A 19,218-nucleotide genomic window follows, 5' to 3' on the forward strand; every position below is an offset into this window, starting at 1 on the left:
AATAAAAATGACAAGGCTAATTTTTATGAGCATCCCCTCTCACAGACGGCCGATAATCTACACCTCAGTTTCGCAATTTTATGTAGGATAAATCCCAATAAACAGCAGGAGTTTTCTTTGCACTCTGTTATAGCGACGACGTCGGGGGACAACGTAGCATCCCCCGATTCCCGCCCCCACCTATTGAGTCGGTGTTCCTTCACAATAATTAAAGCTGTTATTCAGCAGTGAAACCTCGTTTAGAAACTCAAGCGACGATGTAAGCACCCCACCGATATCCACCTCATACCAAATTTTTATATAACCATTAGGCAAGCCGGAAGCGTGTGTCGGCTGGATAGGTTTGAGCTTTGTCAAGTAGGGCTCGATATTCTTGACAAACTGCCCACCCGTCTCCGCTCCGGTAATTTGGTAAGTTCCGAGATAGTCCGTGCCAGGGATTTCATCAAGTCCCAACGCATCGGTGGTTCCAACGGATTTAAGCGTAACAACCGTGCCGGGAGGCATATGCGTTGCATCTATGTCGACCGTAACGGGCAACGCGTATGTGCTCCTGTCCAAATATCGGCATGAAACAAGACCGTTAAACAACCGAACCGTTGGAGCTGGCAGTACAACCCGAACCGCATCGACCTGAACCTCGGTGGGGTACGATCGCATTACATTCCGACCGCCATCTTCCTCAATCGTCCAATAGGCAATTTTCTTTCCAACCCCGGCGCCATCGATGTCAGCGGCTGACATGTTAAAGGTCAATGGTGTCAAGGTCCCGGCCGTTAGGTTTTCGCTATACACTTCCACGCCGTTGAACCACAACCGGGCGACCTCATCGCCAATCGGCACCCACGCGCTTGCTGCATCGACGAGGGGCGTGCTGATAGTCGCCTCCTTTCCACGATCCTCTGGCGTTATATGGTTTGGAGTGCCAGAGCCACCAACGGCCACCACCGTGACCTTCACCATATCCGGATTTTCCAACGAGGGAAAAATCGGATTCTCGGGGCCACGATAGCTAAAATCAAGAGCGGACTCTGCTGGAACGGATGGAACTGGGTTTTCTGTTGTTCGGGAAAATTGATATTCAGTAAATACAGCCGCTTGCGCGGTAGAGCTTCCCCAAAGCGCAAGCAGCTTGTTCGTGGCCACCGGAAATTGGAGTACTTTATTAGGTGCCTCCTGGCCTAACTGCTGACTGCCTAAAGCAAACTCTGTACTACCGTTACCGTTAATAATCTTCGGAATGATCCGGTCCGTGTCTTGGCCATTAGTGGTATAGGGTACTTCTACATACACTGGGCTGGTCAGGTCCTCCAAGTCGACAACGTCCGGCAAGATGCCTTTCGGAATATAAGAGTCATGCAGTTGAGGCCGTGGCCGGCGACGGACATAGTAGCCACTCGCCAACGCGTCCTCGCTGATATTTCCAACCACATCTTCTAATACGTACCAGACGTAATATTGCCCGTCCAATTGCGGAATAGCTGCCGTTGGTACCGACACCTCCCCAGATGACGTTAGATCTTGGGTATGTACAGGCGTCCCGACACCGTAACTGTCCCCCGCATAGACGTGAATGACATCGTCATCACGATGAAAGTCATAGCTAACATTGATGGCCAGCTCCAGCGTGCTGTTATTGGCGAGCCAATCATCATCAATTTCTTGACCCGGAGCCAAATTTACAAATATGGCGGCCTCCGGCTTCAGCCTCATATTCGACGGTTTGTCATGCTCAGGTGCATACCGGTCAATTTCTGCTGGGAACCATGGCGACATGTCCGCGTTGCCGTCCGCGCCTTTGTAGTGGACAAATTGATATTCGTAAGTCGTTGACGCTTTCGATGCGTCATCATCCGCGAGCGCAATAGTGGATACCGGAATATTGAGTTCCGTCGGGCGACCTGTTACAGGGCCAAACTGGCCGTCAGCGACCATGGTACCGTCCCCCGTATCTGGCGCCTTCCGCTCATACAACTCCCATTCGTCACTGTCATGCGGGCTTGCAATATCACCGGTATGGAATCGAACCGTCATCGTCCGGGTGTCCAGCACCGATTTGGGGATCAGGTCGTCTATGATCTGTCCGACAATTTCGGGGGGATTCAGCAGAACGCCGGAGTCAGAATTTTTCGTGCGTAAGGCTGTCCGCGAGCGCTCAGCAATCTGCTTCAGCGTTAATACTTCACCGTTGGGACTTGTACTTGTACTGGTCATTTTTATTTCTCCATAAACTATAAACTGAACTGAACTGAACGAGACATCTTCAAATCTCAAAGAGATTCAATCGTCACCACGCCACCGAATCGAATGCAGCGCAAATCCTTAACGTCTGCCGAGACTATAAAAGAAAGCACCGCTCTCGAAGTTCCGTCTACCTCATACCTCATGCACCTTTGCTATCTTAGACAAATCCGCCACAAGGCTCCGTCTCGCCCGGAATGACTCGATCGATCTTGACCAAACCTTTCTTCGACCGACCTTTAGGAATTCCATTTCGATAAATCGTGTACTGAGCAATGCCGGAATCGCTATCCACCATAGGCTTTACATAGGGTACGAAAGGGATTTCCATGACAAATCCATAGGCCGCTTCGCTGTCACTTATCGTTTTGCGAAACTCGTAGATGGGCGTCAGTGCCGGAGGGCTGCCATTCAAAGTGCTAAATCCCTGCCACTCAAGAACACATTCGTCCTGCCCATTGAAAATCGATTCAGGCGCTATCGCCACCCTGACCTTTTCCCAGATTGGCACGGGCGAAGTGCAATTGAGATAACCCCATAAGTTGCTGTCCGGAAAGGTCGGCTCCGCCAAGGTTGGTACAAGCACCGGTGTATGATCGATCGTCAGTTTGCGAATCGGTGAAGGATCGAAATTTCCGTTAACACTATGCTCTAACAGATAGCGAATTTCGGCAGTACCGTCGACGCTCATCATTTGAGGCGTTATTGGAAATGTAAACTCCGGTCGATCATCTACCTGATAGTATCTGTTGTTAAAAATTACCGTTTCTGTTGGTGGATTTATTGGCTGCTTCCAATAAACCGTAAGCTCCGTATATATTCCGGGCTGCCCCGGAAAATCGGTCCAGCGCGTTATTCTTCCGGTCGTTCCGTTAGTCAGTTGTTCTAACGGAATACGGCCTTCCGGGTCCAGTTCACTCACGCCATCTATGCGCAAAGGTACAGCTGTGATTTGACCGTTCGGCTGTGCCATTTGTATCGTGCTCCGGATAAGTGCGCTGCGGGCGCACATTGCCTAACGAAGTCCACGATTCAATTAAGCGCCGGGTATATATGTTTGCCTACTGTCATATCTGACAGGTCAACCTACCGTTCATCGGGCCGGCGTCTCGGCGGGTACGCCTTGGGCTTCTCTAAGTTGTTCCACAGCACAGTGGGCAATTCGCTGGCACGCCTTCGCCAGTTCCATCCGACCTATCACTAACCCAATCCGAATATGCCCCGCCGCACTCGGCCCAAACGCCTCCCCCGCCAACACCGACACGCCATACCCGTCCAGCAGCCGCTCGGCAAACGTTTGGGCATCCAGCCCCGTCTCACGCACATCGACCATTACGAACATGCCGCCATCGGGTCGTACAGGTTTGAGCCCTGGACAGCCCTCAAGCGCCGCGCATACCAAGTCCCGACGTTGGCGATACTCCGCGCGCATCTGCGCCACTTCCGGCAGATCCCGTTCAAGGGCAACCAGGGCACCGCACTGGACGAAATCCGGCAAACCAAACAGCATGCACAGCGACAGATTGGAAAGGTGTTCAGCGAGAGGTTCGGGGCCAATGGCCCAGCCGATGCGCCAACCGGTCATGGCATGGGATTTGGACAGGCTGTTGATGGTGACTGTGCGCTCGGCCATGCCCGGCAGGCCGGCCGGGCTGATGTGCTCGCCTTCGTAGAGCAGGTCGCTGTAGACCTCATCGCTGATCAGCCACAGATCGTGTTCGATGCACAGTTGCGCCAGGGCTTGCCAGGTGCACAGCGGCAGGCTGGCGCCGGAGGGGTTGTTGGGGCTGTTGATCAGCATCGCACGGGTGCGCGGGGTGATCAGCCGGGCGACGTCGGCCGGCTGGACTCGGAAGCCGTTCTCCGGCGTCACCGCCACCGGCACCACTTTCGCTGCGCAGGCACCGAATACCGCTTCGTAGGTGACGTACATCGGTTCGGCGACGATCACTTCATCGCCAGGGTCGAGCAGGCATTGCGCGACTAGACGCCGCATTGCGCGCCGGGCAGCACCGTAACGTGGCCCGCGCCCACTGGTTGGCCGCAGCGTTGTTGGTGCCGCCGGGCGATGCTGGCGCGCAGGCTGTACAAGCCGCTGGTGTCCGAATAGTGGGTATCGCCGGCACGCAGGCTGGCGACGGCGGCCTCGACAATGGCGGGCGGTGTGTCGAAATCCGGATCGCCCACCGAGAGCAACAGCACGTCCCTGCCCTCCTCGCGCATGGCCAGTGCCCGGTCATGAATGGCCCAGGCGGCAGCGCCGTCGCCAGTGATGCGTTGGGTCAGGGCTGAAAAGCGCATGTCATTTCCTTGTGAGTCGCGGTATTGAGCTCAACCCTATCTCAAATCCCGAAGCGCGCCACCGTTTGGATGGCCTTGCGCATTGACGCCCGGCCCTCGCCCATGGTCTGCTGTACGCCAGTTTGGGTGCCCTTCACAGGGTGAAACGGGAAACCGGTGAATCGTGTGCTTTACTTCAAGGCCACGTCAGTCCGGTGCTGCCCCCGCAACGGTAAGCGAGTGAAGCGTCGAAACCACTGTGCATGCGCATGGGAAGGGGACGCTTTCAGGCAAGGCTCAGGCCCTGCCCCTCGTGAGCCCGGAGACCGGCCCATGACTTCTTTTCAACAAACCCGCGGTGGGCGGGCGCTGTTCGAATCCCGGCGAGTCTTCGCCTGGGTTTTCATTGCGCTCGGTCCGCCCGCTGACACCAGAGGGAAGCGCCATGTCGACCATCAGCAGCACCGCCCGCACGAACAGTAGCACCGTCACCCTGAGCCAGCGCTTGAGCGCCGCGGTCCTTGCCTCGATTCTCGGCGCGGGCCTGGTGTATTTCGCCGGTTTCTCCCACATCGAAGCGGTGCACAACGCAGCCCACGACACACGGCACAGCGCCGCGTTCCCGTGCCATTGAGCGCCGACACCATGATCAAGCGTATCGCGCAAACCGCCGGTTTCAGTGGATTGTTGGCCGCCCTGCTGCTGACTCTTCTACAAAGTTTTTGGGTATCGCCGCTGATCCAGCAAGCCGAGACCTACGAAAAGGCCCCGGCCGCCGAGGTCCATGAACACGCCGCTGGGGTTGCACACAGCCATGACGCGCAAGCCTGGGAGCCGGAGGACGGCTGGCAACGCGTGCTCTCCACCACCGGCGGCAACCTGGTGGTCGCGGTGGGTTTTGCGCTGATGCTCGCGGGCCTGTACCCCTTGCGTGAACCGACGCGCACATCCCAGGGTTTGCTCTGGGGCCTGGCCGGCCATGCCACCTTCGTCCTGGCGCCGACGCTGGGCTTGCCCCCGGAACTGCCGGGCACTGCTGCGGCGGATCTGGCCCAACGGCAGATGTGGTGGATCGGCACCGCTGCGTGCACGGCGGTGGGCATCGCCCTGATTGCGTTCGGTCGGCATTGGCTGTTGAAAGTGTTGGGCCTTGCGACCTTGCTGATTCCTCACGTCATTGGCGCCCCGCAGCCGGACGTGCATTCCATGCTCGCGCCCGAGGCGCTGGAAAGTGAGTTCAAGCTCGCTTCGCAATTGACCAATGTTGCGTTTTGGCTGGCCTTGGGCCTGATCAGCGCCTGGCTGTTCCGCCGTGGTGCACAGGCTCACGACCAAGCATGAGTGGCGGGCCGATCCTGGTGGTCGGCCTCGGCTGCCAGCGCGGTTGCCCGGCCAGCACGTTGCGGGCATTGCTTGAGCAGGCGCTGCTGGCCCACGGTATCGCGCTCGACGAAATAAGGGCATTGGCGAGCATTGACCGCAAGCGTGACGAGCCGGGGCTGCTGGAGTTGGCAGCGCAATTATCGCTGCCGCTGACGTGTTTCAGCGCTGAACAACTGGCGGGTTATCAAGCACAGCTCAGCCATCGCTCAGCCATCGCTTTCGAGCATATGGGTTGCCATGGCGTCGCCGAAAGCGCCGCCCTCGCCCTGGCCGATCAACTGGGTGTTTCGCCCGCAAGATTGCGAGTTACCCGCCAGAAAGGCCCGCAGGCGACATTGGCATTGGCGATGGCTTTGTAACACTCGATAATCGCTCGCCGAATCATGAGCATTGCTCATGCACGCCCTCATCTTTGCATAGGAACCGGTCATGACCGTTTACTTCATCGGCGCCGGCCCTGGCGATCCGGAGCTGATCACCGTCAAGGGCCAGCGGCTGATTCGCAACTGCGCCGTGATCATCTACGCCGGCTCCCTGGTGCCAACGGCCGTGCTGGAAGGCCACCGCGCCGAACAAGTGGTCAACAGCGCCGAGCTGCACCTGGAACAGATCATCGATCTGATAAAGTCGGCACACCTCAACGGTCAGGATGTAGCGCGAGTGCACTCCGGCGACCCAAGCCTTTACGGCGCGATCGGCGAGCAGATCCGCTACCTGCGGGAGCTGGACATTCCTTTCGAAATCATCCCGGGCGTGACCGCCACTTCAGCCTGCGCCGCTCTGCTCGGTGCCGAGCTGACGCTGCCAGACATATCCCAAAGCGTGATCCTGACCCGCTACGCGGACAAAACCGCCATGCCCACGGGAGAAGAGCTGGTCAGCCTGGCGCAACACGGCGCCACCATGGCGATTCACTTGGGCGTCAACCATCTGGAAAAAATCATCGATGAGCTGCTGCCCCACTACGGCGGCGATTGTCCGATTGCGGTAATTCACCGGGCGACGTGGCCCGATCAGGATTGGGTGGTGGGGACGCTGGAGGATGTTGCCGAAAAGGTACGGGCCAAGGGCTATCGGCGTACGGCGTTGATTCTGGTGGGACGGGTGTTGGGCAATGATGTATTCAGCGAATCATCGCTGTACCGCGCTGGACATGCGCATCTCTACCGACCCTGACTCATCACGGTCCCTTGTGGGAGCGTGCTTGATCGCGATGACAAAGGCACATTCAACATCATCGCAAGCTGACCCACCGCTATCGCGAGCAAGCTCGCTCCCACAGGGTTCGGCAGGTGCCCACAGGTTACGCGCCGATCACCGAAGCTGTTGTGGCGAGGGAGCTTGCTCCCGCTGGACCGCGAAGCGGTCCCTGGGTAACCCACGCACCCATCACGGAGAACGCGCCGGTTGCCTTGCGATTGCTTCGCAATCGAGCGGGAGCAAGCTCCCTCGCCACAGTGTTCTGCGCGCAGCGAACACCTATCAGTAGTAGGCGTTTTCTTTCTGCGTGTGGTCGGTCACGTCGCGTACGCCCTTGAGTTCCGGGATGCGCTCGAGCAACGTGCGCTCGATGCCTTCCTTCAAGGTGACGTCGGCCTGGCCGCAGCCCTGGCAGCCGCCGCCGAACTGGAGCACGGCGATGCCGTCTTCCACCACGTCGATCAACGATACCTGGCCGCCGTGGCTGGCCAGCCCCGGGTTGATTTCGGTTTGCAGGTAGTAATTGATGCGCTCGTTGACCGGGCTGTCGGCGTTGACCATCGGCACTTTCGCGTTCGGTGCCTTGATGGTCAGCTGGCCGCCCATTCGGTCAGTGGCGTAGTCGACCACCGCATCGTCCAGGAAAGCTTCGCTGAACGAATCGATGTACGCGGTGAAGCTTTTGAGCCCCAGCGCGGTGTCTTCAGGTTTTTCTTCTCCCGGCTTGCAGTAGGCAATGCACGTCTCTGCGTACTGGGTGCCGGGCTGGGTGATGAAGATGCGGATCCCGATACCCGGGGTGTTCTGCTTGGACAGCAGGTCGGCCAGGTAATCGTGGGCGGCATCGGTAATGGTAATGGCGGTCATGGAAACTCCTCGCAGGCTTGCCGGCAGTTTACGCCAATCATCGCGCCGGACAAAGTCCTAGTATTTTTGTCAGGAAAGAACCCGACGATGTGAAGGCACATCGCCAGGCGCCTCGATCAGAGATTCTGGTAGCGATTCATGTCCAGCACCCTGCTTCCATGGGGTCGGTTTCCATGGCGTCGACAAATGCCGGCACCTGCCCGGCGGGGATGTTGAAGATGAAATTCGGATAGCTGCTGAGCACGCCCGGATCGCTGCCCAGGTTCAACTGGCAGGCAGAGTCATGGCAGGCGTGGCAGGCCACGCATTTTTCGGTGAAGATCGGCTGGATGTCGCGGGTATAGGAAATCGCGGGAGCGGGACTTCCGGCGGCTGCGGTAAAGGACAACAGCAGCAACAGACTGCCGGATAACAAGCGGTACGGCATGTCTCGGTCCCTAAGAATTCTCCGACGATTCTACCGGGCAGGCATCACCTTGCAAACATGAGCGATATTCATGCAAAAGCCCAGCATGATCAAATACCGCACAGGTTTGCTATGATCCCGGCTTTCGTAATGGTCTTTTTTTCCAGGTAGTCCTATGTCCGATCGCAGCGCTCGCCTCCATCTTCTCCAGCAAGCCCTCAAGGAACGTATCCTGATCCTCGATGGCGGCATGGGCACGATGATCCAGAGCTACAAACTGGAAGAACAGGACTACCGGGGCAAGCGTTTCGCCGACTGGCCAAGCGACGTCAAGGGCAACAACGACTTGCTCGTACTGACCCGCCCCGACGTGATCGGCTCGATTGAAAAAGCCTACCTGGATGCCGGCGCCGACATCCTCGAGACCAACACCTTCAACGCCACCCAGGTGTCCCAGGCGGACTATGGCATGCAGGGCCTGGCCTATGAATTGAACCTGGAAGGCGCGCGCCTGGCCCGCCAGGTCGCCGACGCCAAGACCCTGGAAACCCCGGACAAGCCGCGCTTCGTCGCCGGCGTGCTCGGCCCGACCAGCCGTACCTGCTCGCTGTCGCCGGACGTGAACAACCCCGGCTACCGCAACGTGACCTTCGACGAACTGGTGGAGAACTACACCGAAGCCACCAAGGGCCTGATCGAAGGCGGCGCCGACCTGATCCTGATCGAAACCATTTTTGACACGCTGAACGCCAAGGCCGCGATTTTTGCCGTGCAAGGTGTCTACGAAGAACTGGGCGTCGAACTGCCGATCATGATCTCCGGCACCATCACCGACGCCTCCGGCCGCACCCTCTCCGGCCAGACCACCGAAGCCTTCTGGAACTCGGTAGCCCACGCCAAGCCGATCTCGGTCGGCCTGAACTGCGCCCTCGGCGCCAGCGAATTGCGTCCCTACCTGGAAGAGCTGTCGAACAAGGCCAGCACCCACGTATCGGCCCACCCGAACGCCGGCCTGCCCAACGAATTCGGCGAATACGATGAACTGCCGGTGGACACCGCCAAAGTCATCGAAGAGTTTGCCCAGAGTGGCTTCCTTAACATCGTCGGCGGCTGCTGCGGCACTACTCCGGCGCACATCGAAGCGATCGCCAAGGCCGTGGCCGGTTATGCGCCGCGGCAGATTCCGGAGATTCCCCGGGCGTGCCGCCTGTCGGGGCTGGAACCGTTCACCATCGATCGCAGCTCCTTGTTCGTCAACGTCGGCGAGCGGACCAACATCACCGGTTCCGCCAAGTTCGCCCGGCTGATCCGCGAGGACAACTACACCGAAGCCTTGGAAGTGGCCTTGCAACAAGTCGAGGCCGGCGCCCAGGTGATCGACATCAACATGGACGAGGGCATGCTCGATTCGAAGAAGGCCATGGTGACCTTCCTCAATCTGATCGCTGGCGAACCGGACATTTCCCGGGTGCCGATCATGATCGACTCCTCCAAGTGGGAAGTGATCGAAGCGGGCCTCAAGTGCATCCAGGGCAAGGGCATCGTCAACTCCATCAGCATGAAGGAAGGCGTCGAGCAGTTCATCCACCACGCCAAGCTGTGCAAGCGCTACGGCGCCGCCGTGGTGGTGATGGCCTTCGACGAAGCCGGCCAGGCCGACACCGAGGCGCGCAAGAAGGAAATCTGCAAGCGCTCCTACGACATCCTGGTCAATGAAGTCGGCTTTCCCCCAGAAGACATCATCTTCGACCCGAACATCTTCGCCGTCGCCACCGGCATCGAAGAGCACAACAACTATGCCGTGGACTTCATCAACGCCTGCGCCTACATCCGCGACGAACTGCCTTACGCGCTGACCTCCGGCGGCGTGTCCAACGTGTCGTTCTCGTTCCGCGGCAACAACCCGGTGCGCGAGGCGATCCACTCGGTGTTCCTGTTGCATGCGATCCGTGCGGGCCTGACCATGGGCATCGTCAACGCCGGCCAATTGGAGATCTACGACCAGATCCCGGTGGAGCTGCGCGACGCCGTGGAAGACGTGATCCTCAACCGCACCCCCGAGGGCACCGATGCCCTGCTCGCCATCGCCGACAAGTACAAGGGCGACGGCAGCGTCAAGGAAGCGGAAACCGAGGAATGGCGCGGCTGGGAAGTGAACAAGCGCCTGGAGCATGCGCTGGTCAAAGGCATCACCACCCATATCGTTGAAGACACCGAGGAGTCGCGGCTGTCGTTCGCCCGGCCGATCGAAGTGATCGAAGGCCCGCTGATGGCCGGCATGAACATCGTTGGCGACCTGTTTGGCGCCGGCAAGATGTTCCTGCCCCAGGTGGTCAAATCCGCCCGCGTGATGAAGCAGGCGGTGGCGCACCTGATCCCGTTCATCGAGGCGGAAAAAGGCGACAAGCCGGAAGCCAAGGGCAAGATCCTCATGGCGACGGTCAAGGGCGACGTGCATGACATCGGCAAGAACATCGTCGGCGTCGTGCTCGGGTGCAACGGCTACGACATCGTCGACTTGGGGGTGATGGTGCCGGCGGAGAAGATCCTTCAGGTGGCCAAGGACGAGAAGTGCGACATCATCGGCCTGTCCGGCCTGATCACCCCGTCCCTGGACGAAATGGTGCACGTGGCTCGCGAGATGCAGCGCCAGGATTTCCACCTGCCGCTGATGATCGGCGGCGCCACCACCTCCAAGGCTCACACGGCGGTGAAGATCGAGCCCAAGTACAGCAACGACGCGGTGATCTATGTCACCGACGCTTCCCGCGCCGTGGGCGTGGCGACCCAGTTGCTGTCCAAGGAGCTCAAGCCGGCGTTCGTCGAGAAAACCCGCCAGGACTACATCGAGGTGCGCGAACGCACCTCCAACCGCAGCGCCCGCACCGAGCGCCTGAGCTACCCGGCGGCCGTGGCGAAGAAGCCGCAGTTCGACTGGAGCAGTTACCAGCCGGTCAAGCCCACCTTCACTGGCGCACGGGTGCTGGACGACATCGACTTGAACGTCCTGGCCGAATATATCGACTGGACGCCGTTCTTCATTTCCTGGGACCTGGCCGGCAAATACCCACGCATCCTCACCGACGAAGTGGTCGGCGAAGCGGCCACGGCGTTGTACGCCGATGCCCGGGCGATGCTGCGCAAGCTGATCGACGAAAAACTCATCAGCGCCCGCGCCGTGTTCGGCTTCTGGCCGGCCAACCAGGTGCATGACGATGACCTGGAAGTCTATGGCGACGACGGCAAGCCACTGGCGCGCCTGCATCACCTGCGCCAGCAGATCATCAAGACCGACGGCAAGCCGAACTTTTCCCTGGCCGACTTCGTCGCGCCGAAGGACAGCGGCGTCACCGATTACGTCGGCGGCTTCATCACCACCGCCGGCATCGGCGCCGAAGAAGTCGCCAAGGCGTATCAGGAAGCCGGCGACGACTACAACTCGATCATGGTCAAGGCCCTGGCCGACCGTTTGGCCGAAGCCTGCGCCGAGTGGCTGCACCAACAGGTTCGCAAGGAACACTGGGGCTACGCCAAGGACGAAAGCCTGGACAACGAGGCGCTGATCAAGGAGCAATACACCGGCATCCGCCCTGCCCCGGGCTACCCGGCCTGCCCTGATCACACCGAGAAGGCCACTCTGTTCCGCCTGCTCGACCCAGAAGCCAGCGAACTGAAAGCCGGACGCAGCGGCGTGTTCCTCACCGAACACTACGCCATGTTCCCGGCGGCGGCGGTCAGCGGCTGGTACTTCGCCCACCCTCAGGCGCAATACTTCGCCGTAGGCAAGATCGACAAGGATCAGGTCCAGAGCTACACCGCGCGCAAGGGGCAGGACTTGAGCGTGACTGAACGCTGGCTGGCGCCTAACCTGGGTTACGACAACTAAGCGGAAAATACCGACCGGTCGACGCGCTGATGTCGACCGGCCGGCTTCATCGCCACGGCTGCGTATCAGTTACGGCGTGAGGGTCCGGGCTGAGGCGAGCCGCTGCGCGGTGGCTCCGACTCTTCGGCGACGCCCTCCAATACGCCCATCTCTTTTCGGGTCAGCTCGACCAACGTTTGCCTTTCAAGATCGTCGATTTCCTTGCTCTTGGCATTCAATTGCCGGCCATACTCGTGCGCATCGATATCACCTTCGTCGCGACGGTCCTCCAGTTCGTTCAGAAGATCCTCGCGCCGCTGGTAGGTCGCATCATCTATTTCGCGCATTTGTTCTGGGTAACGCTCCCGGAGGTAGCTCGTCCAGTATTCACGCGACAACATGTCCTTGAGCAGTTCATCGCCCTGCTCCGCCTCAAGTACCGAGTCGCGCACCTGCTCCAGTTGCGCTTCGGTGACCGGCACACCATAGGCCATGTGTTCAGGCTGTCCTGGCAAATCGATTCCATCGCCCCAATCTCTCGTCAGGCCAATGCGATAACGCAGGCGGACCTCTGCCCGGTCCATGCCTTGCCCGTTCGCTTCGGCCAACGTATCGACCCGGTCCAGCCGAAACAGCTGACGGGACAAGCGCAGCAGCGCCCGCCCCCTGCGCTCCAGGCTGCCGAGAGGAATGTCGCGCAACGCTTGATAGACAAACACACGAACCTCCAGCTCGCTGAACGTCAAGATGCGTCCGTCGATGCAGGTGCCGTGGGTTTCGGCGCTCTGAAACAGCAACTGGCGCAGTTCGCCGTTTTCGCTGGCCGCTTCCAGGACGTTCCACACCCGTTGCGTCAGTGCCGCGCGGCTACGCCTGAAATCGATGGTGTTACGCAAATGGGCGAGCAACTGGAAGAACCGTTCGTGGTCGCTTTCCTCGGCCAGTTGCGTCCAGATTTTCTTCCGAGCCGTCATCTGATCATCGCTGGAGCCGACCAACCATTGCTCCAGCGCCTGCGCCGACGTATCGCCTGCCGGATCGAAAACAGGCTCGGCCTCAGGGAAGACGGCATGAGGATCCTGATGGAAGTTGCCGCCTCCACCGCCATCCGAGTCGTCATCAAAATCAGAAACATTCCCTCGCGGCGCTTCCAATCCGGCGATCCATTCATCGAGTTCTTCTCGGGAAAGGCCCATGACTTCTTCGTGATTATTTTCTTCCAGGTAACCCCTCAGTGCTTGAAGGGTGGGAAGCGACAGGTCTTCGTTATCACTCAGGTCCATTCCGGCCACGAGTGTTTCATGACTGCCATCGAGCAAGTCCGGCGCAAGGTCCGTGAACTCGTTGCCGCTCACGTTCAGCTCCCTCAGGTCTTGCGCATCCAGCAGATGGCTGGGCCAGTCTGATAACTCGTTATAACTGAGATCCAGCGATTCGATCCGACCAAAGTCCGGTGGATCGAATGCTCTCAATCCGTTGGTGCTGAGGTTCAGCGAACGCAGGCGACCATGGGTCAATAACGGGTAAGCCGCCCCCGACGGCAAATTGTTGTACCCAAACCCCAAGTGCTCCAATTGCGGCATTTGCAGGACGGCATCCGGTACGGCGCTCAGTTCATTGCTGCCCAGGTCCAGGTGTCTCAGCTGAGGAAAAGCCCCGAGGAAACCGTTTGAACCTTGTTCGGTTATCAGGACGCCTGAAAGATCCAGCATCGTCACCCCAGGAATCGAATCGACCAGCTCAGGCAAGTCGCCTAGCTGCAGGCCATGCAGGCTGAGTGTCTGCCCTGGGCCACCGTAACGCATCAATTCTCTTTGCCACGCCTCGCGAATGCTCCCCGCCGCAAGGGCGCGGCTTTGCGCGGACACGGAGCCCCTGGCTACGCGTATTTCCCGGATAAAAAGCCAGCCATTCAATCGACGCGTCAGCGAAATATACGCCTGGTGCCACTGGTTGATCTGACTGTCGATTTGCCCGTCGGTCATGCCCTGTTCACGCCATCGCTCCAGCACCAGGACCGACTGTCGCTGTGTCAGGAGCGGATCCAGCCGCCTCAGGCGAAGCTGCCGCCCGGCATCGCCCTCGACCACTGCCGATGCCTCGGGGAGCGCCAATAGATGTCGAGCCGTGGACCAACTCGTTTCTGTCGGCGGGAACTCGGACGGTACAGTCCCCCCGGAGAATCGAGCCAAAGCGCCATGGGGAAGCCCTCTCGCATCCTCGACCCGTCGTTGTGCCGCGCCCAGCGCCGCCTCGCCTTCGGGATTGAAGGGGTTACCGGTCACATCGACCTTCAGCAGGACGTCGTCACTGGCCAGCGCCGCGGGTGGGAGCGATTGGATCTGGTTGTCCCGCAAGTCGAGCCAGGACAGGTTCGGCAAGCTCTCGGCACCGGTTGGCCAAGCTTGCAGCCGGGTTGACCGGAGGTTCAAGGCCCTGAGTTGGGTCAAGGCACTGACATCAAAGACATTGAGGGGATTGTTCTCCAGGTTCAGTTGTTCAAGTGTCTGCAAGCCGTTGAACTGCGCCTGGACCGCAGGCGTGGCGAGCAGGTTGTTATCGCGCAGGTCGAGTTGTTTCAAGACTGGCAAGTCTTCGGCGGCAAAAGGCAATTCGCTGAAGCCGTTGCCGCTGATATCCAATGTCCGCGTACCGGTGAACGCTCTAAAGAAGCTGCGTGCCTGCGCGGCAGGAACATCCAACGATCCCAGGCGCAACGTTTCCACATGGGAAAAGCTACCGGCCGGCAGCACCGGGAGCGTTGTCAGCTTTTTAGCGGGAAGACTCGATTCGGATGGCGGCAATTCGAACGTTGCGATTTCAGTCGTCGGTAAATCGAGACGTTGGCGAACCGCACGACGCCAGCTGTCTCGCAAGGCTCGGAACAGGGGTCCACCGCCCCGCCACCACAGTGTCGAAGGCATCGAAGGCGTCGATGTTTGCGGCCCGGTCACCTCATACTGCGCAAAAATTTCATCGTGTTCCGCCCTGATGGCCTCTACCGCGTCAAAGCGTGCCTGGTGAGTATGCAGAGTGCTGTCGAACCGCTCCGGCAGGCGTCCATAGAATTCCGCCTCACCAATGAGCAATCGCAATTGCCCGCGACAGTACCCGTCGACCATCTGGTCCACATCGGTCAGATGGCCGAGCTCACCGGCATAATCGCGGACGTACCGGTAGGCACGCGCGAACGACGCCGGGGTCAGCGCCGACCAATTGAGCGACATGCCTGGCCACAGCGCTTCACGACCTTCGTATATCCAATCAGGCAACGTATGGATCGATGTGCGCACCAGGTCCAACCGTTCGAGCAGAGGAAGACGCTGCACATATTCGGGCCATTGCGTCAGGGCCTGGGGCGCCTCGATGGTCAAACTCCGCAAACGATTCAACGGTGTCAGGTCCAGATCACCGATGACCGCTGCATCGAAACCTGAATAATCGAGATGTAACGTCTCCAGTGAGGTCAGCCTGGTGAGCGTCGCCGGGAAATCCTCTGCCAGTGAGGAAGCAGCCGTAGAGAATCGCAGGCTGGTGAGCCCTGGCATCTGGTTCACCGCCTGCGGCAAGGTAGTCAAGTGCTGCGCTTGGGCGAAAAGAGAACCGATGTATTGGCGTTCCCGCCCGCCAATCGACAATCTCGTGACGCCAGGGAAGCGCGCCAGGAACGCATCCGCGTTAGCGTCTGTCAGGCCATTGCCGACCAACGACAATTCACGCACGTGGGGAAAATCGAGGGGCATTTCAGGCGGCGGCACCTCGGTGGAAAGCGACAGTCGCGCCGCTTCGGCCGAGTCTTGCGCCAGCGGTCCATTGCGCCAGCTCTCCCTGAGCGCCTGCACAAATTGACGCCTATGGAAATCGGCAGGGCTGCCTGTAGAAGGCCCCCGCCAAAGGTCGAGCGTGTCATTGAGCGACAGCCACTCACGCTGGCGAATTTGCAATAGCGAATAGATCTGTCGATCTGTTTTGCCCTGCTGTTGCCTGAAAAAGGCATCGGCTTGCTCCGCGCCTGGATAAAGCTCTTCCACCCGTGCCCTAAGGGACGGATCCAGCCCCTGCCCTCGTCCACTCGCGTAGTAACCCTTGAGCGTCGCGCTTACGCGGATCGGCGGCTTGAAACGTTTGGCATGAGGTTCAAGGAACGATGTCATTGCCTTGTGGTGCACGTCTGCGTATTCGATGACCTTGCGTTGCAGTACGGCGCCTTGCTCGACATCCGACAGCCCCAGTGCAGAAGACGCCTCCTCAGGCAGCGCCCGGAGAATCGAACGGTAGAAGTTGCCGCCCGTGTCAGGGAGCTGCCCCAATTCGTTGAGCGCCTGATAACGAGGTCCGTTTTTGATCAGGTATTTTTTCTGCGGTGCATCTTCAGCGCCGATGCTGTCAAGCAAAGCCCCTTCGACGCCTCCCTCACGCACTTCCAGACGCAGCGTATCCGGCCATCCCGGCAGTTTTTCCAGGGCTCGCAATGCCAGTCGCCGACTGTCGGCCGAAGGGATATTTTCGCTGCGCAACCCTGCGTACGCCCGCACCTGGCGTCCTTGTCGCGCATACCAACGCGCCTCTTCCAACAGGTTCAGCGGCGCGCGTCGCGTCGCGTCCAGACGGGCGAGATCCGCAGCCCGGCCATGGGCGATCACCTCTTGGGCGGCGGCCTCGCTAAGGCCCGGGCACTCAAGCTGCAACGTGCGAATTCGAGCGTCCGCAGCTTCCGTGCCCTTGTACAGCCTGTCGAATACCTGCGAACGGGTGACAGATTCCGTTGCGTCTTGCGGCTGGCCGATCACGCGGCCTGCCTCGGCATCCGTCTTGAACAGGCGCATCGCATCCTTCAGTTCGGGAGGCGGCGGCGCTAGGTCCATGTGCATTTTGCGTAGTGTGTTGTCGCTGACTCCGCTGATGTCCGCGAGCCTGAGCAGCACGTCATCGGAAAATACCGCAGTCTCATGACCGATGCGCCTGAGCAGCGTCAGGCGATCCCAGGTCATCGGGCGCTCCAGGGAATGGCGCCAGGCGCCAGCGCCGTTATGCAAGAGGATGGGTTGATAGGCCGCATCGTCGGTCGGATGTCTGATGCGCCATTTGTGCACCGATGCATCAAAAAACTGCTCGTAGACCTTGTCACCCTGACGGATATAGGTCTTCCCATCGATTTGGTATTGGCCCAACGCGTTCGGAACATTCGTGCTGTCGAGTGTGACCTCACGCTCATAGCGACTCAGGTCGGGTTTCCACAGGCGTGTTTCGCCATTGGGCAATGTCACGGGCTCAAGACGCTCGATCACCGGCTCCGCCTTGATCGCGGCCAGCTTGCCGATTCCTGCGCCCGCACCGGCCATCACGGCCATCATTGCCAGGTTCTCGGCGATATCGACCAAGTGGGCCTTGGCTGCCCGTTTGTCACCCTCGCCCCACTCCACCGCACCTTCAAGGGTTTCGTACAGCAGCTGTTCGGCCATGAAAACCATCATCACCTCGCCCAGCACCGGAACGAACATGGACGCGATGTTCACGGCAAACAGCCCTAGCTGCAGGAGGCTGGCCAGTTTCGCTGCCCTCGCCTTGGCGTCGACATCATTCGTGGGGACCGCATGGCTGCGCGCATCGGCCAGTACCTGATCACGGTACCGGTCATAGAGGTATTGCCATGGGTCGAGGTTGTCGGCCCACGCTACGCGGCCTTTCTGGCCCACCGACGAGGGCGCGATGTAGGGGTTGGGTTCGCGCTCCATTTTGGGATGCTTAGGAGGGAACTCATTCACGCTCACCAAATGCCTGACAGGCCCCAGGATAACCGCCCAGTCATTCATGGGCTCAGCGATCCAGCGCAATTTATCTCGTGGGGATCCGGCAGCCTCCCGGACAAACTGGCTGAAGAAATAAGGTCGCTTGTCGTAGGGAACGAACTGACTGAAAAAACGCTGGTAAGGCGTGGGACCGGTGTCTGGTCGCGCCGTATCCGGGGTGGTGAGCAATTGCTTGAAACGGGTTTTCAGTTGATCGCCGTTGTATCGCTTTAGCGGATGCTTGGGGTCATGGGGAACGTAGAGAATGACTTCGTCGCTGTAGCGATCTATTTCGCAAGGAGTAAACGCGACGCAGCCCACCATCCTCTGCTTCATCAACGTCATGTCCTCGAACCAGACCGGCGTATTGCCTATCCGAGGATTGTTCTCGCCATTGATGACCGAGAGGATCATCGCGTGATCCTTGGGCTCGATATCCTTCGCCAACAACGCTTGCTCGGCGGCGGCCCTCATCGCGGCTTTCTGGTTGGCAATGAAATGCTCGCGAAGCGTCGTTTCGGTCGCGGCGTCAGCCGGATAGAAAAAAGACTTGAGATAGGTCTGGTACTTCGTACCGATATCCAGGCTGCGGCACAGCTTGAGGAACTGACCGACCGACACGTTCAGTACCACGGAAGAGCCTGTGCCGTGTGTGCCTGCTTTCATGACGAATCCAGAACTGTGATGGTAGGCATGGGGGTCACACTCCCAGCTTTCGAAGTTGTGCAGCGCGGCCTGTAGCATGGGCAACGCCAACACTTCGAACGTGCTCAGTTCCGTCTTGAACAACCCCATTTCCATTGCTCTTCTGAGGCATAGCCAGGTCTTGTCGACATCCGCCTCGACTCCGAACTGATCTTTTAATGCCTGGACCAACAACGGCTTGGCGAACGTGTCGATGTCCTGGAACGACGACATCGTCTTATCCAGATGAATCCGTGCGGCAGCACTTTCCTTGAAGCAGGCGTCCACGACCTTACGCTGGTCTGGCGAAGCATTCGTATACCAGGCGGGCTTTTGCGTTCCGGCTTGTTTCAGCGCCTGCCGGCGTTGTGTCGATGCTTCGATAAGCCATGCAGGCATGGCAGTCTCCAGAAAGTCTGCGTGCACACTCTCCGTGGCCCGTGACCCTGGCTGTGGTTTTTTCTTCGGGTTGCGTGTGGAATTCGGTGGCATACATCGCTCCT

At 59.2% G+C, this 19,218-nt stretch carries 9 protein-coding genes, 2 pseudogenes and 1 riboswitch; of the genes and pseudogenes, 5 read left to right on the top strand and 6 right to left on the bottom strand.

Going from position 1 to position 19,218, the window contains the following annotated elements:
- Positions 1–180: 180 nt before the first annotated feature.
- The 3 genes and pseudogenes from J3Q04_RS15245 to J3Q04_RS15255 form a co-directional block, all read right to left on the bottom strand.
- Entirely contained in the window at positions 181–2,214 is a 2,034-nt protein-coding gene (locus tag J3Q04_RS15245) for a hypothetical protein (RefSeq protein ID WP_434610850.1), read from the bottom strand.
- Positions 2,215–2,401: 187 nt separating this feature from the next.
- The gene (locus J3Q04_RS15250; protein ID WP_434610847.1) at positions 2,402–3,214 is read right to left on the bottom strand and encodes a hypothetical protein; all 813 of its coding nucleotides are present in this window, start codon (positions 3,212–3,214) and stop codon (positions 2,402–2,404) included.
- Between the two features lie 120 nt (positions 3,215–3,334).
- Positions 3,335–4,542, bottom strand: a pseudogene (locus J3Q04_RS15255) (pyridoxal phosphate-dependent aminotransferase).
- 107 nt (positions 4,543–4,649) lie between these two features.
- Positions 4,650–4,870, top strand: a riboswitch (cobalamin riboswitch).
- A gap of 96 nt (positions 4,871–4,966) precedes the next feature.
- Between J3Q04_RS15255 and J3Q04_RS15260 the strand changes: the two are divergent.
- The 4 genes from J3Q04_RS15260 (at position 4,967) to cobM (ending at position 7,080) form a co-directional block, all read left to right on the top strand.
- Positions 4,967–5,155, top strand: coding sequence for a CbtB domain-containing protein (locus tag J3Q04_RS15260; RefSeq protein ID WP_434610845.1), 189 nt, complete (start codon positions 4,967–4,969; stop codon positions 5,153–5,155).
- 11 nt (positions 5,156–5,166) lie between these two features.
- The gene (locus J3Q04_RS15265) at positions 5,167–5,862 is read left to right on the top strand and encodes a CbtA family protein (RefSeq protein WP_434610843.1); all 696 of its coding nucleotides are present in this window, start codon (positions 5,167–5,169) and stop codon (positions 5,860–5,862) included.
- A complete protein-coding gene (locus tag J3Q04_RS15270; protein ID WP_434610841.1) occupies positions 5,859–6,263 on the top strand; it encodes a cobalamin biosynthesis protein in 405 nt (134 codons plus the stop codon). Before J3Q04_RS15265 ends, J3Q04_RS15270 begins: the two co-directional genes overlap by 4 nt.
- A gap of 70 nt (positions 6,264–6,333) precedes the next feature.
- Positions 6,334–7,080, top strand: coding sequence for a precorrin-4 C(11)-methyltransferase (cobM, locus tag J3Q04_RS15275; protein WP_434610839.1), 747 nt, complete (start codon positions 6,334–6,336; stop codon positions 7,078–7,080).
- A gap of 306 nt (positions 7,081–7,386) precedes the next feature.
- On the opposite strand, the gene nfuA is transcribed toward cobM, so the two are convergent.
- Together nfuA and J3Q04_RS15285 are read right to left on the bottom strand one after the other, a co-directional pair.
- A complete protein-coding gene (gene nfuA, locus J3Q04_RS15280; RefSeq protein ID WP_003182850.1) occupies positions 7,387–7,971 on the bottom strand; it encodes a Fe-S biogenesis protein NfuA in 585 nt (194 codons plus the stop codon).
- A gap of 244 nt (positions 7,972–8,215) precedes the next feature.
- Positions 8,216–8,398, bottom strand: a pseudogene (locus tag J3Q04_RS15285) (hypothetical protein); the annotation flags it as partial.
- A gap of 154 nt (positions 8,399–8,552) precedes the next feature.
- On the opposite strand from J3Q04_RS15285, the gene metH reads away from it, so the two are divergent.
- Entirely contained in the window at positions 8,553–12,263 is a 3,711-nt protein-coding gene (gene metH / locus J3Q04_RS15290; protein WP_434610837.1) for a methionine synthase, read from the top strand.
- Between the two features lie 65 nt (positions 12,264–12,328).
- Here metH and J3Q04_RS15295 read toward each other — a convergent pair whose 3' ends face one another.
- Positions 12,329–19,114, bottom strand: coding sequence for an NEL-type E3 ubiquitin ligase domain-containing protein (locus tag J3Q04_RS15295; protein WP_434610835.1), 6,786 nt, complete (start codon positions 19,112–19,114; stop codon positions 12,329–12,331).
- Between the last annotated feature and the right edge of the window lie 104 nt (positions 19,115–19,218).

Source organism: Pseudomonas sp. D4-21, from assembly GCF_051132125.1.
Classification (GTDB): domain Bacteria; phylum Pseudomonadota; class Gammaproteobacteria; order Pseudomonadales; family Pseudomonadaceae; genus Aquipseudomonas.